We start from the raw sequence: 18359 nt of genomic DNA on the forward strand, positions 1-18359 counted from the left end.
GTTGTATTTATTTCTTTTATGTTGCGATTTTGTAACCATGGCGATGAAATGTACAATGGCTTTTCGGGCATAGACATAACCTGGAGGTTATCGGCTGATGGCGAACTGGACGCAAAAGTTGAAGCTGCAGCATTTGAAAATGCTGGTGGCGCTGGGTGAGCAAGGCAATCTCACGCAGGTCGCGAAAATGATGAATATTACCCAGCCCGCACTCTCTAAGTGGCTGACGCAATTTGAAGAAGAAGTCGGCATGCCGCTCTTTGAGCGCCACAGTAAGGGCCTGCGCCCTTCGGAAGGCGGCAAACTGCTGCTTCAGCACGCCCAGCGGCTAATCAACGATATGTCGCGCTCGCAGTACGAGATCGAGCGCTTTAAGCAAGGTGGACTGGTCGGCAGCCTGATGATCGGCTGCTCTCCCGTGGCGACAGACTGCGTGGCGCAGGCGATCCTCTCCCTGCTTAAAGAGATGCCGACCCTGCATCTGAATATTGAAGAAAAAGTGATGACCCCGCTGCTGCACGACCTGCTCTCCGGCGTGGTCGATGTGGTCGTCGGACGTGTTGGTGGCCGCGCGCTGGAACTGCCGCTCAACTATCGTGTGCTCTATACCGAACCGGTGTGCTTCGTCGCCCGTCCCGACCATCCGCTGGCTAGCATGCCGCGTCTGAGCTGGGCGGATCTTGCCGCCTGGCGCTGGATAGTCTGGCCTACCGGCACGCCCATTCGTCAGAGCATTGATAACGCGCTGGTCGATAACGGCGTCATGCTGCCGGAGAATACTATCGAGTCAGCCTCGATGAATGTCACCAGCAATTTGCTGCAAAGCAGCGATATGATCTCTATTCTTTCTTTGCGGCTGGCGCAGCATTACGCCGAACATCGGCAGCTGACGATTCTGAATTTGCCGCGTATTGAACAAAAAGGTAGCGTTGGGGTGTTCTGGCGCAAAAGCGAAGTACCATCGCTGGCGCTCACTCGTTTTCTGCACTACCTCGCAGAATAAGGCCGCTGTTCCCATTTTCTATGCTGACGATGCCTAGAATTCATGATGTGATCGGTAGCACATTTCAGGGTTTAATTGTATGATGAATGGCAGTTCATCAAGGGTTATTACCATGAGTAAGTCGCTGAATATTATCTGGCAGTACGTGCGAGCTTTCGTCCTGATTTACGCCTGCTTGTATGCAGGCATTTTTATCGCCGGGCTACTGCCCATCACGATCCCCGGCAGCATTATCGGCATGCTGATTTTGTTCGTGCTGCTGGCGCTGCAAATTATGCCGCCGCAGTGGGTCAACCCCGGCTGCAACATTCTGATCCGCTACATGGCGCTGCTGTTCGTGCCTATCGGCGTTGGCGTAATGCAGTACTGGGATTTACTGCGTGCGCAGCTGGGACCGGTGGCGGTGTCCTGCGCCGTCAGTACTTTATTAGTCTTTTTGGTGGTGAGCTGGAGCTCGCATCTGGTCCACGGTGAACGCAAAATCATCGGGCAAAAAGGAAGTAAAAAATGATCCATGAAATGTGGTGGTCGCTACCGTTAACGCTGATTGTCTTTTTCCTTGCCCGCAAGCTGGCGGCGCGGTTTAAATTTCCGCTGCTCAACCCGCTGCTGGTCGCCATGGTGGTCATTATTCCTTTCCTGCTGGTCACCGGTATTTCTTATGAACGCTATTTTGCCGGCAGCAAAATCCTTAACGATCTGCTGCAGCCGGCGGTGGTTGCGCTGGCCTTTCCGCTATATGAACAACTGCACCAGATCCGCGCGCGTTGGAAATCCATCATCACCATCTGCTTTATCGGTAGCTGCGTGGCGATGATCACCGGTACCACCGTCGCTCTGCTGATGGGCGCCACCCCGCAAATCGCCGCTTCCATCATGCCAAAATCCGTCACCACGCCAATTGCCATGGCGGTCAGCGGCAGTATTGGCGGTATTCCAGCGATTAGCGCCGTGTGCGTCATTTTCGTTGGGATCCTCGGCGCGGTGTTCGGCCATACGCTGCTTAACGCCATGCGTATTCATACTAAAGCATCCCGCGGCCTGTCGATGGGTACCGCCTCGCACGCCCTCGGCACCGCGCGTTGCGCCGAACTGGACTACCAGGAAGGGGCGTTTAGCTCGCTGGCGCTGGTACTGTGCGGAATTATTACCTCGCTGGTCGCGCCTTTTCTGTTCCCGGTGATCGTCGCTGTTGTCGGATAATTGTGATTTGCATCACATTTATAAATGCAACAAATTAGCGTTGCATAAACAATGAGACTTATGTCACATATGGGTCCCGTGCGGGCCCGTACACTAGCTTCCCATTACATTGTTATGAGGCAACGCTATGCACTCTCGTTTTCAAGCTGCTTTGACTAATCTGGCGGCAGACCTGCAGGCGGCCATCGCCCCGATGCTCGCAGACCCGCACTTCCCGGCGCTGCTCGAAGCCGATCAGGTGGCGACGCTACAACAAGCAACAGGTTTGGATGAAGACGCGCTGGCCTTTGCGCTACTGCCGCTTGCCGCCGCCTGCGCCCGCGCCGATCTTTCTCACTTTAACGTTGGCGCTATCGCCCGCGGCGTGAGCGGTCGCTGGTACTTCGGCGGCAACATGGAATTCCTCGGCGCCACCATGCAACAGACCGTCCACGCGGAACAGAGCGCCATCAGCCACGCCTGGCTACGCGGCGAAAAATCCCTGCGCGCCATTACCGTCAACTACACGCCTTGCGGTCACTGCCGCCAGTTTATGAATGAACTGAATAGCGGTCTGGCGCTGCGCATTCATCTGCCGGGTCGCGAAGCGCACTCCCTGCAGCACTATCTGCCGGACGCCTTTGGCCCGAAAGACCTGGAAATCAAAACTCTGCTGATGGATGAGCAGGATCACGGCTTCCCCCTCAGCGGCGATGCGCTCACGCAGGCGGCTATTCAGGCGGCGAACCGCTGCCACGCGCCGTACAGCAACTCCCCTTCCGGCGTGGCGCTGGAGCTGAAAGACGGCACCATTTTCTGCGGCAGCTACGCGGAAAACGCGGCGTTCAATCCAACACTACCGCCGCTACAGGGCGCGCTGAACCTGCTGAGCCTTAACGGTTACGACTATCCGGATATCCAGCGCGCGCTGTTGGCCGAGAAAGCCGATGCATCGCTTATCCAGTGGGATGCGACCGTCGCGACCCTGAAAGCGTTGGGCTGTCAGAATATCGACCGCGTGCTGTTAGGTTAATTAGCCTGATAGCCTGAGCAGATTGCCGGATGCGCCTTTGGCTTCTCCGGCCTGGATTCGGTAATCTGCCATATTGCTGAAAATCCCCGCAATTAAACGATGGTTTCTTGCGCTTACCCGGCGGGTAAAGTAGCCTGAAGCTTCCCTCGTCCACCATTGAGTCAAGTTCATGTTAAAGCGTGTGTTATACAGCCTGTTAGTCCTGCTCGGCCTGCTGCTGTTGACCGTGCTGGGTCTTGACCGCTGGATGAGCTGGAAAACCGCGCCCTATATTTACGATGAGCTGCAGGATCTCCCCTACCGCCAGGTGGGCGTGGTGTTGGGCACTGCCAAATATTATCGCACCGGCGTGATCAATCAGTATTATCGTTATCGGATCCAGGGCGCGCTCAACGCCTACAATAGCGGTAAGGTTAATTATCTGCTGTTGAGCGGTGACAACGCCTTGCAAAGCTATAACGAACCGATGACCATGCGCCGCGATCTGATTAAAGCCGGCGTCGATCCGGCGGATATCGTGCTGGACTATGCCGGTTTCCGTACCCTCGATTCGATCGTGCGCACCCGCAAAGTGTTCGATACCAATGATTTTATTATTATCACCCAGCGCTTCCATTGCGAACGCGCGCTGTTTATCGCCCTGCATATGGGGATTCAGGCGCAGTGCTATGCGGTGCCTTCGCCGAAGGATATGTGGACCGTACGTCTGCGCGAGTTTGGCGCCCGGTTTGGCGCGCTGGCGGATCTCTATATCTTCAAACGCGAACCGCGTTTCCTCGGGCCGCTGATCCCCATTCCGGCGCAGCAGCATGAAGTTCCGGAGGATGCTCAATCCTACCCGGCGGTCACGCCCGAGCAGTTACTGGAGCTACAGAAAGAAAAATAGCCGCCGTCGTTTTATCGAATTTCAGGCATAAAAAACCCGCGCCAGACGCGGGTTTTTTATACGTTCAATCTTATTTCTTACGCGCGTATTTCAGTGAATCCAGCGCCACAGCGAAGATGATAATCGCCCCTTTAATAATGTACTGCCAGTATGGATTGACGCCAATGTAGGTCAGACCATAGTTGATGACGGTAAAGATAATGACCCCGGTCACCACGCCGAAAACCGTACCCACGCCGCCGCTGAAGGAAACGCCCCCCACCACGCAGGCGGCAATCGCATCCAGTTCGTACATAAAGCCGAGGTTGTTGGTCGCCGAACCGATACGTCCGGCTTCCAGCAGCCCGCCGAAGGCGTAAAACACCCCGGACAGGGCATAAATCATCAGCAGGTTCAGCGCCACGTTAACGCCGGAGACACGCGCCGCTTCCGGGTTGCCGCCGATAGCGAAGATGTTTTTACCGAAACGGGTTTTATTCCACAGGATCCACACGAAGAAGATAGCGATCAGCGCGTAGAAAGTAATGTACGACAGGCGGAATGAACCTAAAGCGACAAAGCCCTGGGCAAACTGCGAGAAGTGGCTGTCGAAACCGGAAATCGGCGACGCGCCGACAAAGTCATAGTACAGGGAGTTGATACCGTAAACGATGATCATCGTCCCCAGGGTAGTGATAAACGGCGTCACGTTGAGATAGGCAATGACGATACCGTTAATCAAGCCAATCACCGCGCCGATCGCGCAGACCAGCAGAATCACCAACGGAATCGGCATGGTCGCCATCTCCGGGAACACCTTGTTGGCGTTATCCACCGCCTGCAGCATGGTAGCCGCTACCACCGCCGCCAGACCCACCTGACGTCCGGCGGAAAGGTCGGTCCCCTGGGTGACAATCAGCCCGGCGACGCCGAGCGCGATGATAATACGTACCGAGGATTGCGTCAGGATGTTACTTAAGTTCAACAGACTTAAGAAGGTCGGGTCCTGGAAAATAATAATGGCCAGTAAGACCAAAAGTACAACGTAAATCCCACCCTCTTTCAGGTAAGTGAGGAAACTCTTTTTATTTAACGCACTCATGGAAAGCCCCTGATCTCAAAGGTGCAATGATGCAAGACGCAGAATTTCATTTTGCGTCGTGGTTTTGGTCTCAACAATTCCGGCAACCAGCCCGTTACTCATAACCAGAATACGGTCGGTAATTCCCAGCAGTTCCGGCATTTCGGAAGAGATAATAATGATGCCCTTATCTTTTTTGGCCAGTTCGGCAATCAGCTGATAAATTTCGAATTTGGCCCCGACGTCAATCCCGCGGGTCGGTTCATCAAGCATTAATATTTCCGGTTGGGTTAATAACCAACGACCGATAATAACCTTCTGCTGATTCCCGCCGGACAGCGAACCGATTTGCGTTTGATGGCCTGGGGTTTTAACCCGCATGGAATCGATAACCCATTGGGTGTCGCTTTTCATCCGCGAATTATCCAGCAGACCGACCTTGTTTTTATACTTCTTGATATTTGATATCAGCGAGTTAAAACCAATATCGAGGTAAGCATAAATTCCCGTCGAGCGACGCTCTTCGGTCACCAGCGCAAAGCCGTGGTTTATCGCCTCGTTAGCGCTATGGTTATTAATTTTTTTGCCATGCAGGGTAATTGTGCCGCTGGCCTTTTCGCGGATGCCAAACAGCGTTTCAACAATATCGGTACGTTTAGCGCCCACCAGTCCGGCAATGCCGAGGATTTCACCTTTATGCAGATCGAATGAGACATCGCGAATTGACGGCTGGCGCAGCGAGGTCAGGTTACGAACTTCAAGGATTACTTCGCCCGGTTTGTTTTGTTTATCCGGAAAACGCTGGTTCAGCGAACGTCCCACCATCATCGCGATGATCTTATCCATATCCAGCCCCTCCAGCGGCTGGGTGGCGATCCACTGACCATCGCGCAGGATCGTAATCTCATCGCATAGCTGAAATATCTCCTCCATTTTATGGGAGATATAAACAATACCGCAGCCACGCTCTTTCAGCTTGCGGATTATTTTAAACAGGTGATTAACCTCTTTTTCTGTCAGCGATGAGGTAGGCTCATCCATAATGACGATTTTCGCGTCATAGGAGAATGCTTTGGCAATTTCAATCATCTGCATCTGCGATACCGATAAAGTCCCCACACGAGCGCGCGGATCAATATCAATATCGAGCTCATCAAATATCGCTTTGGTATCGCGATACATTTTATCCTGATCGACAAACATGCCTTTGGTGGGGTAACGTCCCAGCCACATGTTGTCCATGACCGAACGTTGAAGTACCAGGTTTAATTCCTGGTGCACCATAGAAATACCGTTTTCCAACGCTTCTTTCGCCGAATGGAAATCGATCTCTTTTCCCTGAAAAAGAATACTGCCGGAATCTTTTTGATAGATTCCAAATAAGCATTTTAATAATGTCGATTTACCCGCGCCATTCTCCCCCATTAATGCATGGATAGAGTGCGGACGAACCTTCAGGTTGACATTATCAAGAGCTTTAACGCCGGGGAAAGATTTGTTGATGTCACTCATTTCCAACAAATATTCGCCCGACTGTACGCTATTATTGCTGACCATAGTTATACCTGGCTGCGTTCGTGCCGATCCGCGACGATAAGTTGTATCGCAGCAAAATCGGCTTCGGTATCAGGAATAATCGGGCGCGCGAGCGCGCCCGCAATGCATGAAGAACTTATTTACCGATAAACTGGCTGAGGTTGTCTTTATCTACGCCTACGTACGGTACGCGGACAATCTTATTCTCAATTTTCCAGTTGGTGCCAGCAGCGGGCTCTTTGCCGTCAGCCAGGTTCTTCGCCAGATCGAAGGTCGCTTTGGCCTGGTTGTTGGCGTCGTTCAGCACGGTACCGGCCATCGCGCCGGATTTCACCAGCGCCAGCGCTTCAGGCAGGGCATCGACGCCGAACACCGGAATGCTGCTCTTGTTATGCGCTTTCAGCGCTTCTACCGCGCCCATCGCCATCGCATCGTTGTTCGCGATGACCACTTCGATTTTGTTGGCGTTCGGGCCGGAGAGCCAGGCGTCCATTTTATCTTTCGCTTGCGCGGTATCCCACATGGCGGTATCTAACGCCAGTTGCTGAGTTTTAAGACCTTTTTCATTCAGCTCTTTGATAACGTAGGAAGTACGCGCTTCGGCATCCGGGTGGCCCGGCTCGCCTTTCAACAGAACAAACTGAATCTGACCATCTTTGTTCAGATCCCAGTTTGGATTCGCTTTCCAGTGTTTGGCGATAAGATCGCCCTGGATAATCCCGGATTCTTTGGAGTCGGTACCCACATAATAGGCTTTATCGTAGCTATCCAGCGCCTTGCGCGATGGCTCTTTGTTAAAGAACACCACCGGCACATTTTGCCCACGCGCTTTGTCGATAACCGTACCCGCCGCCGCCGGGTCAACCAGGTTGATGGCCAGCGCCTTCACACCTTTCGCCAGCAGCACGTCGATCTGATCGTTCTGTTTGGACTGATCGTTCTGCGAGTCATTCATCAGCAGTTGCACGTCCGGCGCAGATTTGCCGTCTTTTTCGATCGCTTTACGCACAACGGACATGAAGTTGTCGTCATACTTGTAGATCGTAACGCCGATACGGGTATCCGCGGCATGCGCTGCGGCGCCAAAAAGCATGCCAGCCATGACGGCGGACAGAGCTAAGACCTTCTTATTCATGGAATCTCCGGTTTTATTATTTTGCATCGTTTTTTTTGGCGTGAAGATAGCTGGCGGGAGTTGTTACATTAGGGTTACCGCACAACGATATTCACAACGTTAATTCTGTCTTCCGTGTAGGGTAACGCTCCAGAAAAACGGCTTCATCAAGTGCCTAACCTATTGTTTAAGATGATATTTTAAAGCATCACCCGTACAGTCTGGTTCGGACTGGTCAACGCTGCCATCATAAACAGCTGAATGTTAATATACTGTGAATTTACTCACAGATTGAAAGCGGTTACATCAGCTAATAGATTCAGTTAGTGATCGGCCCCACACTTTGCTTTTGCGTCACCGAATGGCGCCGCACCAGCGTGGGCATAAAGCAGTGGCTAGCCTCGCTATCGAGTTTCCCTGCCGCCCCTTGTAGCGCCAGTTCGGTAGCCAATTTCGCCATCGACATAATGGGATAGCGCACGGTAGTCAACTGCGGATCGGTGTAACGGGAAATGGGAATGTCATCAAAACCAATCAGCGAGAGATGCTGCGGCACGGCAATGCCGTTATCCTTGAGAGTGGTTAACGCCCCGGCAGCCATACTGTCGTTATAGGCAAACACCGCGGTCAGGCCTAAATTACGCCCCAGCAGTTCTACCATCGCCGCTTCACCGCCCTGCATATCCGGCGAACCCGAGCCCACCCAGCTATCCGGCGCGATAATGCCCTGCTCCTGCAGCGCTTTACTCCACCCTTCGCGGCGCAGTTCATCATCTTCAATGCCGTGGTTGGAAGAGAGATAGCCAATCCGTTGATGGCCGTGATTGAGCAGCATCCGCGTAGCCATTAGCGCGCCGCTGACGTTATCGAGACCCACGCAGCGGTGCGCGAAGCCCGGCACAATGCGGTTTATCAGCACCATGCCTGGAATATGCTGCATAAAGTCGCCAAGTTCGGCATCGCTTAACGCTTTCGAATGCACGATAAGCGCCGAACAGCGCTGGCGAATCAGCACCTCAATGGCGTTACGCTCTTTTTCAGCTTCATGGTAGCTGTTGCCGATTAGCACATATTTCTGATGCTGCTGCGCGACGGTATCCACCGCTTTCACCAGCGCGCCGAAAAAGGCGTCTGACACATCCATCACCACCACGCCAATGGTATCGCTAACCTGGGTCGCCAGCGCCTGGGCATTGGCATTCGGCCGATAGCCCAGTTGCGCGACCGCCTTCATCACTGCCTCCCGGGTATCCGGGCTCACCAGCGCGCTGTTGTTCAGAACCCGTGAAACCGTCGCCACGGAAACCCCCGCCTGACGGGCGACATCACGAATGGTGATCATACATACCCGCCTTTATCGCATTGCAATACGTCACACCCACCTCCTGTGTTCAGCAAGGTGGCTATTCTGGCAGCGACGCGCACCGCGCTACGTGAGTGAGGTCACACGGCTGGAAACGGTTACATCCATTTTGTTAATGATTGTGATCGAGATCGTTATACAGATGTATCTCTGGATGATGTCCCTGAGGCTCTCAGGGTTAACTGACGCCATAGCCACTCAACGGGCCCCTGGCGGAAATGACGCAGCCAAAACTGCGAGAAGAGGAGATTAACGGCCCACACCGCCGGCACAAAGGCCAACAGCTGTAAACGGTCAAATTTCATAAACAGGCCCAGATGATAGAACAGCGTGGTGCAGATCAGGGTTTGCAGTAAATAGTTACTGAGCGCCATCCGCCCAACGCAGGCAATCGCCCCAACCAGACGAAAGCGGCATAATTGCGGCCAGAATCCCCACGCCAGCGCGGCATAGCCGATGGTTTGTAGCGGCGCGCCAAGTTCACGCGGCGCCTGCAGCAGAAAACCGCACCAGCGGTAGTCCCATTGCAAGTACCACTGCGCGGCGATGGCCGGCACATTTACCATCATTCCGGCAATAATCAGCACAGCCCCGACGCGGCGATAATGGCTAAGGCTAAACTGCCCTTTCAACCAGCCGCAGCGCATCAGCGCCGCGCCCATTAGCATCATCCCCGCCAGCTGCCAGCCGTACTGCACGCCCAGCGCCACCAGGTTATCGGACAGCATATCCGCGCGATTGCTCACCGCCTCCATACCGCCTTTGAGCTTCCAGAACTGCTCATACTGCACATTCGCGGCATCGGGCACCCATGACCGGCTGGCGCCGTTGGCGGAAATCAATCCCAGCAATACCAGCACCGCAATACCGATGAGATATAGCACTACGCCGGTATTAAAAAGCGATTTAACATGATGGGCATCGCGCACCATGCGCCAGGCAATTAGCCCCACCAACGCATAGGCCAGCAGAATATCGCCGTCCCAGAAAAAGAGGCCGTGAATAAAACCAAGCAGGGCAAGCAGCGTTAGCCGCGACTGGATCCAGCGTTTACCGCGTACCAGCAGCATTTGCAATCCGGCGCCGAACAGCAGTGCAAACAGGGTGAGGAATTTTACCTGCGCAAACAGGTCGAGGATTGCCCAGCTCCAGGCGTCGCTCAGCGAAATACTCCCGGCCCAGGCCGGATTCAGATAGGCCGCCTTCGGCAAGCCGAAGGCGGTGATATTCAGTAGCAGAATGCCGAGGATGGCGACGCCGCGAACGAAGTCCAGCGTGACGTTTCTCTCCATGCACCCTGCTCCGAATTAATTGTGGTGACGTACGGCGCGCAGGAACTCCTGGCGGGTATTCTGGCTGGATTTAAACAGACCGCCAAGCGAAGTGGTGGTCGTGGCGCTGGTCGCATCACGGATGCCGCGCGCTTTCACGCAGTAATGCACCGCGTCAATGGATACCGCGACGTTGCTGGTACCGAGCAAAGTCTGCAGCGCGGTAAGGATCTGCTGCGTCAGGCGCTCCTGCACCTGCGGACGCTGGGCAAAGAACTGCACGATGCGGTTAATTTTCGACAGGCCGATTACCGAATCTTTCGGGATATAAGCAACGGTCGCTTTGCCGTCAATCGTCACAAAGTGATGTTCACAGGTACTGGTCAGCGTGATATCGCGGACCGTCACCATCTCGTCAACTTTCATTTTGTTTTCAATAACGGTGATTTTCGGGAATCTGGCATAATCCAGACCGGAGAAAATCTCATCAACGTACATTTTTGCGATGCGATGCGGAGTCTCCATCAGGCTGTCGTCACTGAGATCAAGATTCAGCAGCTGCATAATCTCAGTCATGTGCCCGGCGATCAGACGCTTGCGCGTTTCATTATCAATTTCTTGTACTGGCGGACGCAGCGGCGTCTCCAGCCCACGAGCGACCAGCGCTTCATGAACGAGTATGGCTTCTTTACTCAATGATGACATTTAGGTTCTCCTGCAGGTGTGGCGCTCTTTGCTCTTCTGAGGGCAAAGTTTGCACTCATTGTGCGTGAGGTGGCGCACATAATCCAGTAGCCGTCACGATAATTATTGAAATTGGCGCAACCTTTCATTTTTACCGCTGCGGTTGGACGTTGTCGATGCGCCACGCCAGCGAGCCCTACCGCCCTCGCGCGCATTCATTAGCACTGTAGATGTTTAGAGACGTTCTTTATAACTCGTATTAATGATGCAATAGCTTTGCGCGACGGGAAAGTGAAAGTTACTCACCGGTTAATGAAATATCTGTATTATTAAGCATTACACATAGATACCCGAGGAGCCCTGCATGGAACTGCTTGAAGAACATCGCTGTTACGAGGGTCGGCAGCAGCGCTGGCGTCATCACTCCAGTACCCTGAACTGTGCGATGACGTTCAGCATTTTTTTACCGCCGACGACGGAAACCGCCCCTCCGCCGGTGCTGTACTGGCTATCCGGTTTGACCTGCAATGACGAAAACTTCACCACCAAGTCTGGCGCCCAGCGTGTCGCCGCCGAACTTGGCATCGCGCTGGTGATGCCCGACACCAGCCCGCGCGGTGATGACGTCGCCGATGATGCCGGTTACGATCTCGGTAAAGGCGCGGGTTTTTACCTCAACGCCACTCAGGCGCCGTGGGCGGCGCATTTTCGCATGTACGACTATCTGCGCGATGAGCTGCCGCAGTTGATTAACCGTCAATTTAAGGTCGCCGACCGTTGCGCTATCAGCGGCCACTCGATGGGCGGCCACGGCGCGCTCATCATGGCGCTGAAAAACCCAGGGCGCTTTACCAGCGTCTCGGCCTTCGCGCCGATCGTCAACCCATGCAAAGTTCCATGGGGACAAAAGGCGTTCAGCGCCTATCTCGGCAATGATGAAGCGAACTGGCAAGAGTGGGACAGCTGCGCACTGATGCAGGCAAGTCAGACCGGGGATGCCATTCCCACATTAATTGATCAAGGTGACGCCGACCAGTTTCTCGGTACCCAGCTACAGCCCGCGGTCCTTGCAGAGGCGGCGCGACAGAAACAGTGGCCGCTGAGCCTGCGTATCCAGCCCGGCTACGACCACAGCTACTATTTCATTGCCACCTTTATAGAAGATCATCTGCGCTTCCATGCGCAGTTCCTGCTGAAGTAGTTTCAGCCGCGAGTCTCTGCGGGCGATTTACATCGCCCGGTTCATCACGATCAGAAGCGGTAATCGACGGCCATAAAGTAGCGACGCCCATCTTCGGTGTAGCTGTAATCGTCGCGGCTCAGGTCTTTATCGCCGACGTTAAGCACGCCAGAGCGCAGTTTCACGCTTTTGCTGACCTGCCACGCGGCGCCGATATCAAACATGGTATAGCCGCCCGGGGTTTTACCCGTCGCGCTTACCGCACGCTGCTCGCCGGTATAGTTGGCCGTGACATAGAAAGACCAATCCTCCAGCGGTTTCCAGTCGAGGGTACCGTTAGCGGTATGGAACGGCAGCGTCTGCAGCGGTTTATTGCCGCCGTTGCTCAGATCGCGACCATCGTTATAGGTATAGTTGACCGTCAGTTTCCACTCTTCGCCGAACGGAACCTTCACTTCGGTCTCCACGCCTTTAATCCGCGCTTTGTTGACGTTGAAGTAGCGGAATACCGGCACGCGCTTACCGTTCACGGTCTTCCAGCCGACGAAGTTCGGGTAACCCGGCGCTTCGCTGGCGCTGGAGGTACGCAGGATGTCGATCATATCGTCAACGTTGTTCTGGAAGGCGGTCACGCTGCCTTCAACCCCTTCCAGCCAGCCCTCTTCACCGCTGTAATACAGACCAAGCTCAAAGCTTTCGCTGGTTTCCGGCTTCAAATCCGGGTTACCGATAATGCTGCAGCTACCGCGACAGGAGTTAGTGGTCCAGTCCGGGTTCAATTGCAGCAGCGACGGCGCTTTAAAGGCCGTAGCCCAACCGCCTTTCACGGTCACGGTATCGGTGGCGTTATAGACCAGATACGCACGCGGGCTCCAGTGATCGCCGTAGGTTTGGTGATCGTCCATACGGATGCCGGTGGTCAGCGCCAGCGGTTCAAAGATCCGCCACTCGTCTTCGAGGAACAGCGCGTACTGGCTGGCGGAAGTCGATTTTCCGCCGCTGCTCAGGTTTACCGGATCTTTGAGTTTATCATGGCGCCATTCACCACCGAGGGTGACGATCTGGTTGATCATCCCCAACGGCATCACATATTTACCATCCACCGCATTGCTTTCAGAGGTAATGGTCCCAGCCTGCCCCGGGTTTTTGTTATCCACTTTCTCGCCGTAGAATTTCACTTCGCTATTGCCGACATCCCAGCGCCCGTTATGGGTCAAAGAGTAGTTTTGGCGTTCAAGGCGATTTTTATCAAGCGAGTCTGAGTCGCGATCCTGGCGATCGAAACCGTAGCCGGCGGTAATGTCCTGATTCTCCGTTGGCGTCCAGGCGAACTCAACGTTACCGTCGCGGCTGGTGAAACCTTCAATGCGCGGCGTTTCACCCGCAGCGTTGCTGGAAGATTGCTGATCGTCTTTACTACGTTTCGCCAGGCTGCCGTAGGCTTTCATCCCCAGCACGCCGTCAATCAGCGGGCCGCTGGTGAAGAACTGGCCGTTATAAGTGTCACCGCGATCGCGGTGTTCCTGAATGGTGGCATCGCTGCTGAGGGTACCGGTCCATTTCTGGCCGATTTTTTTGGTAATGATATTGACCACGCCGCCGAGCGCATCGGAACCGTACAGGGAAGACATCGGGCCGCGCACCACTTCAATCCGTTCGATGGAGTCCACCGGGATCCAGTTCAGATCGAAATCGTTATGGCGGAAGACGGCGTTACGCGAGTTGACACGTTTGCCATCGATCAGGATTAGCGTATAGCTGCTATCCAGACCGCGGATGCTGACACCCTTGCGGTTATCCCCTTCGTTGGTGAGCTGAACGCCAGGCACATCGCGCAACACGTCCTTCAGGTTCTGCACCGGCTTACGCTGCAAGTCCTGTTGGGTGATCACGCTGATACTGGCGGGCGCATCTTTGACGCTCTGTTCAGTCGCCGCGGCGGTGACAACCAGCGTTTCGTCATCATTTGCGGCCAGCGCCGGAAATGCCAATGCTACGACGGACGCGCACAGTCCCGCCCGGGCAAAAGGGTTTAACCTGAACATACCAAATCTCCATGAGGTCAACTACAAATCAAACAAAGGGTGCTGCTTGCACATCCTGTCGACACGCGGCTCTGGCGGCCGCGCGCAATTTTTTTACAGTCGATGTGGCTGGTCACCCCTTGCCTTTCGTAGTTGAGCGGCAAGATATGGAGATTGGCTTCATCCTGAATTTGCCGAAATGATAAGGATAATGATTACAATTATCAATACAATTATGAAGAAGTGTGTCCGATTGTAAGCCTTGCGGGCATAAAAAAAGCCCTCTTTAAAAGAGGGCTTTATCGAAAGCGGTAGAGTGTGGAATTAGCCTTTAAAGCGTTCCGGGAACTTCATTTCGCTGTAGCGCACGAAGCGGGTACCTTTCACCAGCTTGTAACCAAACCAGATAACCAGGAACAGCGGAATACCGATGTAGGTCGCCGCCACGCCGCCCCAATCAATGGTGTCCTTGAGGAAGGCTTCATAGTTCTGGCCAAGGGTGATGATAAGGCACAGTACGAAGGCGAAGATCGGCCCCAGCGGGAAGAACCCGGAACGGTACGGCAGGTTATTAATATCGTTACCCTGCAACACGTAACCACGACGGAAACGGTAGTGGCTGATCGCAATACCCAGCCAGGCGATAAAGCCAGTCATCCCGGAGGTATTCAGCAGCCACAGGTAAACCGTCTGGTTGCCGAACATCGAGGTCAGGAAGCACAGCGCCGCAATCACGGTAGTCGCATACAGCGCGTTGCGCGGTACGCCGCCTCTCGACAGCTTCGAGAAAATGCGCGGCGCTTTGCCGTCGCACGCCAGGGTATACAACATACGCGTAGAGGCGTACATCCCGGAGTTACCCGCCGACAGCACCGCCGTCAGGATAACCGCGTTCATGATCGCCGCCGCAGAGAGCAGACCGGCGTGCTCGAACACCAGGGTGAACGGGCTAACGGAAATGTCTTTAACGTCGTTGCGCAGCAGGCTCGGATCGGTATACGGGATGATCAGGCTGATAATCAAAATCGCGAAGACATAGAACAGCAGGATACGCCAGAACACCTGACGCACCGCGCGCGGAATGTTCTTCTCCGGATTTTCCGATTCGCCCGCGGCAATACCGATGAGCTCGGTACCCTGGAAGGAGAAGCCGACAATCATCGCCACGCCGATCATCGCCGCAAAACCGCCGGCAAACGGCGCATCATCAATGCCCCAGTTGCTCCAGCCCGCCGGCTTGGCGCCTTCGAAGATGCCAAAAATCATCATAATGCCGACGATGATAAAGATAATCACGGTGGCAACTTTAATCAGCGAGAACCAGTACTCCGCTTCGCCGAAGCCGCGTACCGAGATCCAGTTCAGCAGGAACATGATGCCGAGGAATAAGGCGCTCCAGATCCAGCCGGGTGTATCCGGGAACCAGTAGCTCATCACCAGCTGCGAAGCAACGAGGTCAACGGCGATAGTCACCGCCCAGTTGTACCAGTAGTTCCAGCCCAGCGCGAAACCAAAGCCTTCTTCTACATAGTTCTGACCGTAGGTCGCAAAAGAGCCTGAAACCGGCATAAACGCCGCCAGCTCGCCGAGACTGGTCATCAGGAAATACACCATCAGACCGATCAGAATGTAGGAAAGCAGCGCGCCGCCGGGGCCTGCCTGAGAAATTGTTGCGCCAGAGGCAACGAAAAGACCTGTACCGATGGAACCGCCAATAGCGATCATGGTCAAGTGGCGCGCTTTTAGCTCGCGGCGGAGCGTGGGCGCTTCTGTGGTTTTAGTTTCCGAAACCATGTGAAAATGCTATCCATCCAAAAAATGAGGCGCGATTGTAGCAGACGATCGTCCATCCATCCGGTACAAATGCAAAGTTATAAGAGAGCTTCATGATCTGACACAAATTATTAGTAAAGCAGTAATCCTGCATTGGCGCATAAAAAAACAGACAAAAAATCGCGGCTTACGGCAAAATAACGCGAGGATTGTCACAATGCTGAAGGAGTCAGCTTATGGTTTCCCCCACTCGTCGCAGCCTGGCCCCCGATGCCTTTCTGCTACTGGCGATTTTCTGCCTGTATCTATTCGTTATTGGCCTGTACGCCAGTATCACGGTGCTGGAACACTGGTTGCGGCTGCCGAATTACCTGACCGATAACAGGGAGACTTTTCTTGTCGGCGCGCTTCCTCTTGCGATTGCGGGGCTGCTGGGGCTACTGGCGGGCGTCGGAGTGAAAAAGCGGCTGATGGTTCGGCTATGCAAAGTCTTCTGCGCCTTTTCTCTTATCTATATTGCGGCTTTCGCCTGGCTGGACTGGCGCACGATGGACCACTATCGGGATAACCCGCAGTACGGCGTATGCAAGCAATACAGCAAACACACCATTTATATGTACGTGTGGAATAGCGACTGGTGCGACCATTTCGACAAAAGGGTGCAAATCCCCTCCCCCATTGCTAATAGGGAGAATACCCCGTGAAGAAACCAGCAAAAGTTGCTAACGCCGAACCGCAGGCCACTCGCGCACAGCGAATCTGGCAACAGCTAAACGCATGGCTTATTTTTCCGGCGCTAGGGGTTTACGCGCTCTATTTAGCAACCGACTATCTGCCATTACTGAAATTACGCGGTTGGCCGGACTTCGCCTCCGTTTCCTTACTGAAGGCCAATTTTACCGGCTCCGCGCTGCTCTTTTTTTCATTCGCCTGGCGGATGGGCAGAGTGCTGCGTGGTAAAACCGTCGATGGAAGTTATGAAAATCGCCTGCTGACCGCTATCGCCGGATTTACGCTGGCGCTGCTGATCGTCATCAACAGCGCCATTTTTACCTTACATTTTATGGTATACGGCTCGCCGCGCTATATTCGCTGCTGGGAACCCGTTCCCATGGGCAGCTGGCATTATGCCAGAACCCCGGAGATCTGCGTGCAGCACGGCTACGCGCCAATAAGGGATACCGCTACACCTCGCAGTAACGGATAAAGCGCTGCAGCGCCTTGGAAACGTGTTTTTGCCGATGGCGAATACGCCACAACGTGCGCGTCAGGCGCGGCAGCGGCAGCTTGAGCTCCACTAGCGTTCCGGCCTCCAGCTGCTCGGCAATGACTCGCCGCGACAGGCAGCTGATGCCTAGTCCGTGGCGGACCGCATGTTTAATCGCCTCCGAGTTGCCAAGCTCCATGCCCAGTTGAAATGCGGGCAGATGCGACAACAGCACGTAGTCGACGATCTCCCGCGTGCCAGAGCCATGCTCGCGCAGGATCCACTGCGCTTCCGCCAGCCGTTGCAGCGTCAATTCGCCTTCGAGGAATGGCGAATCAGGGGCGGCGAACACCACCAGTTCATCTTCAATCCACGGCTCGGCGATAATATCCGCCGCGTGGCACGGCCCTTCAATCAGGCCAATATCGACGCGCAAATCGCTGACCGCATTAATCACATCCTGGCTGTTGCCGACGCTCAGCTCCAGCGGCAGTTCGGGGAAGTCGCGGCGGTAGCGGGCGATGATTTCCGGCAGAATATAGTTGCCGATGGTGCTACTGGCATAAACGCGGATCGCGCCATTATCGCCGCGAAACAGCTGTTCTATCTCTCCGGCGCGCTCCAGCAGCGCCAGCGCCCGCGGGTAGAGCAAGCGGCCATGCTCGTTGACCACCAGCCGTTTACCGACGCGGTCAAACAGCTGAACGCCGAGTTGCCCCTCCAGGTCGGTTAACGCCGCGCTCACTGCCGACTGCGACAGCGCCAGCATCTGTGACGCCTGCGTCGTTGACCCGCTTTTCAAAACCTCAGCAAAAACTTCCAGTTGCCGTAGCGTGATATGCATAACTCACCTGTGTATTAGCCCAAGCTGGATAACCGTCAACGCTATGGTGACATAAATCAGCAGGGCTGTGGCCTGAAGGATGAAGGGTATAACCCAAAATCATTCGTGCTGCAGAAAGGCGGCAAGTGAGCGAGTCCCCAGGAGCTTACATCAGTAAGTGACTGGGGTGAGTAAACGCAGCCAACACATCTGCAGCGCG

17 protein-coding genes are annotated in these 18359 nt (G+C 54.5%); 8 read left to right on the forward strand and 9 right to left on the reverse strand.

Going from position 1 to position 18359, the window contains the following annotated elements; all coding sequences use genetic code 11:
• Positions 1-97: 97 nt before the first annotated feature.
• From ABLV07_RS05875 to sanA, 5 genes are all read left to right on the forward strand, one after another.
• On the forward strand, positions 98-1003 hold the full coding sequence (locus ABLV07_RS05875; protein WP_015706106.1) for a LysR family transcriptional regulator: 906 nt from the start codon (positions 98-100) through the stop codon (positions 1001-1003).
• Between the two features lie 112 nt (positions 1004-1115).
• A complete protein-coding gene (locus ABLV07_RS05880) occupies positions 1116-1514 on the forward strand; it encodes a CidA/LrgA family protein (RefSeq protein ID WP_020078292.1) in 399 nt (132 codons plus the stop codon).
• A complete protein-coding gene (locus ABLV07_RS05885; RefSeq protein WP_015365717.1) occupies positions 1511-2206 on the forward strand; it encodes a CidB/LrgB family autolysis modulator in 696 nt (231 codons plus the stop codon). Before ABLV07_RS05880 ends, ABLV07_RS05885 begins: the two co-directional genes overlap by 4 nt.
• Positions 2207-2333: 127 nt before the next feature.
• Complete coding sequence (cdd, locus tag ABLV07_RS05890; RefSeq protein ID WP_015365716.1) at positions 2334-3218, forward strand: cytidine deaminase; 885 nt, start codon at positions 2334-2336, stop codon at positions 3216-3218.
• A 169-nt stretch (positions 3219-3387) separates the two neighbouring features.
• Positions 3388-4104 carry an outer membrane permeability protein SanA gene (sanA, locus tag ABLV07_RS05895; RefSeq protein ID WP_015365714.1) on the forward strand — a complete coding sequence of 239 codons (717 nt, stop codon included), beginning with the start codon at positions 3388-3390 and terminating at the stop codon, positions 4102-4104.
• Positions 4105-4174: 70 nt separating this feature from the next.
• Here the strand turns inward: sanA and mglC are convergent, their stop codons facing one another.
• The 6 genes from mglC to folE all read right to left on the reverse strand — a co-directional run bounded on the left by mglC (position 4175) and on the right by folE (position 11153).
• Positions 4175-5185 carry a galactose/methyl galactoside ABC transporter permease MglC gene (gene mglC, locus ABLV07_RS05900; protein ID WP_015365713.1) on the reverse strand — a complete coding sequence of 337 codons (1011 nt, stop codon included), beginning with the start codon at positions 5183-5185 and terminating at the stop codon, positions 4175-4177.
• A gap of 15 nt (positions 5186-5200) precedes the next feature.
• Positions 5201-6721 (reverse strand): galactose/methyl galactoside ABC transporter ATP-binding protein MglA, encoded by a 1521-nt coding sequence (mglA, locus tag ABLV07_RS05905; protein WP_015365712.1) that lies wholly within the window; start codon positions 6719-6721, stop codon positions 5201-5203.
• 115 nt (positions 6722-6836) lie between these two features.
• Complete coding sequence (gene mglB / locus ABLV07_RS05910) at positions 6837-7835, reverse strand: galactose/glucose ABC transporter substrate-binding protein MglB (RefSeq protein ID WP_015365711.1); 999 nt, start codon at positions 7833-7835, stop codon at positions 6837-6839.
• Between the two features lie 298 nt (positions 7836-8133).
• Complete coding sequence (galS, locus tag ABLV07_RS05915) at positions 8134-9156, reverse strand: HTH-type transcriptional regulator GalS (protein ID WP_015365710.1); 1023 nt, start codon at positions 9154-9156, stop codon at positions 8134-8136.
• A 155-nt stretch (positions 9157-9311) separates the two neighbouring features.
• The gene (yeiB, locus tag ABLV07_RS05920; RefSeq protein ID WP_063443739.1) at positions 9312-10469 is read right to left on the reverse strand and encodes a DUF418 domain-containing protein YeiB; all 1158 of its coding nucleotides are present in this window, start codon (positions 10467-10469) and stop codon (positions 9312-9314) included.
• Between the two features lie 15 nt (positions 10470-10484).
• Complete coding sequence (gene folE / locus ABLV07_RS05925; protein ID WP_015365708.1) at positions 10485-11153, reverse strand: GTP cyclohydrolase I FolE; 669 nt, start codon at positions 11151-11153, stop codon at positions 10485-10487.
• A gap of 343 nt (positions 11154-11496) precedes the next feature.
• Between folE and fghA the strand changes: the two genes are divergently transcribed.
• Complete coding sequence (gene fghA / locus ABLV07_RS05930; protein ID WP_046883895.1) at positions 11497-12333, forward strand: S-formylglutathione hydrolase; 837 nt, start codon at positions 11497-11499, stop codon at positions 12331-12333.
• 50 nt (positions 12334-12383) lie between these two features.
• Here the strand turns inward: fghA and cirA are convergent, their stop codons facing one another.
• Entirely contained in the window at positions 12384-14357 is a 1974-nt protein-coding gene (cirA, locus tag ABLV07_RS05935) for a catecholate siderophore receptor CirA (protein WP_045376785.1), read from the reverse strand.
• Positions 14358-14660: 303 nt separating this feature from the next.
• Entirely contained in the window at positions 14661-16130 is a 1470-nt protein-coding gene (locus ABLV07_RS05940; RefSeq protein WP_015365702.1) for an amino acid permease, read from the reverse strand.
• Positions 16131-16345: 215 nt separating this feature from the next.
• Between ABLV07_RS05940 and ABLV07_RS05945 the strand changes: the two genes are divergently transcribed.
• Together ABLV07_RS05945 and ABLV07_RS05950 are read left to right on the forward strand one after the other, a co-directional pair.
• Positions 16346-16813, forward strand: coding sequence for a hypothetical protein (locus ABLV07_RS05945; RefSeq protein WP_032712047.1), 468 nt, complete (start codon positions 16346-16348; stop codon positions 16811-16813).
• Positions 16810-17316 (forward strand): hypothetical protein, encoded by a 507-nt coding sequence (locus ABLV07_RS05950; RefSeq protein ID WP_046883894.1) that lies wholly within the window; start codon positions 16810-16812, stop codon positions 17314-17316. Before ABLV07_RS05945 ends, ABLV07_RS05950 begins: the two co-directional genes overlap by 4 nt.
• Here ABLV07_RS05950 and yieE read toward each other — a convergent pair.
• Positions 17294-18160: a DNA-binding transcriptional regulator YeiE gene (gene yieE / locus ABLV07_RS05955; protein ID WP_015365699.1), complete on the reverse strand. Its 867-nt coding sequence runs from the start codon at positions 18158-18160 to the stop codon at positions 17294-17296. The two genes, ABLV07_RS05950 and yieE, sit on opposite strands and share 23 nt — an antisense overlap.
• Positions 18161-18359: the final 199 nt, after the last annotated feature.

This window comes from Klebsiella sp. CN_Kp097 (assembly GCF_040064495.1).
GTDB classification, from domain to species: Bacteria; Pseudomonadota; Gammaproteobacteria; order Enterobacterales; family Enterobacteriaceae; genus Klebsiella; species Klebsiella aerogenes.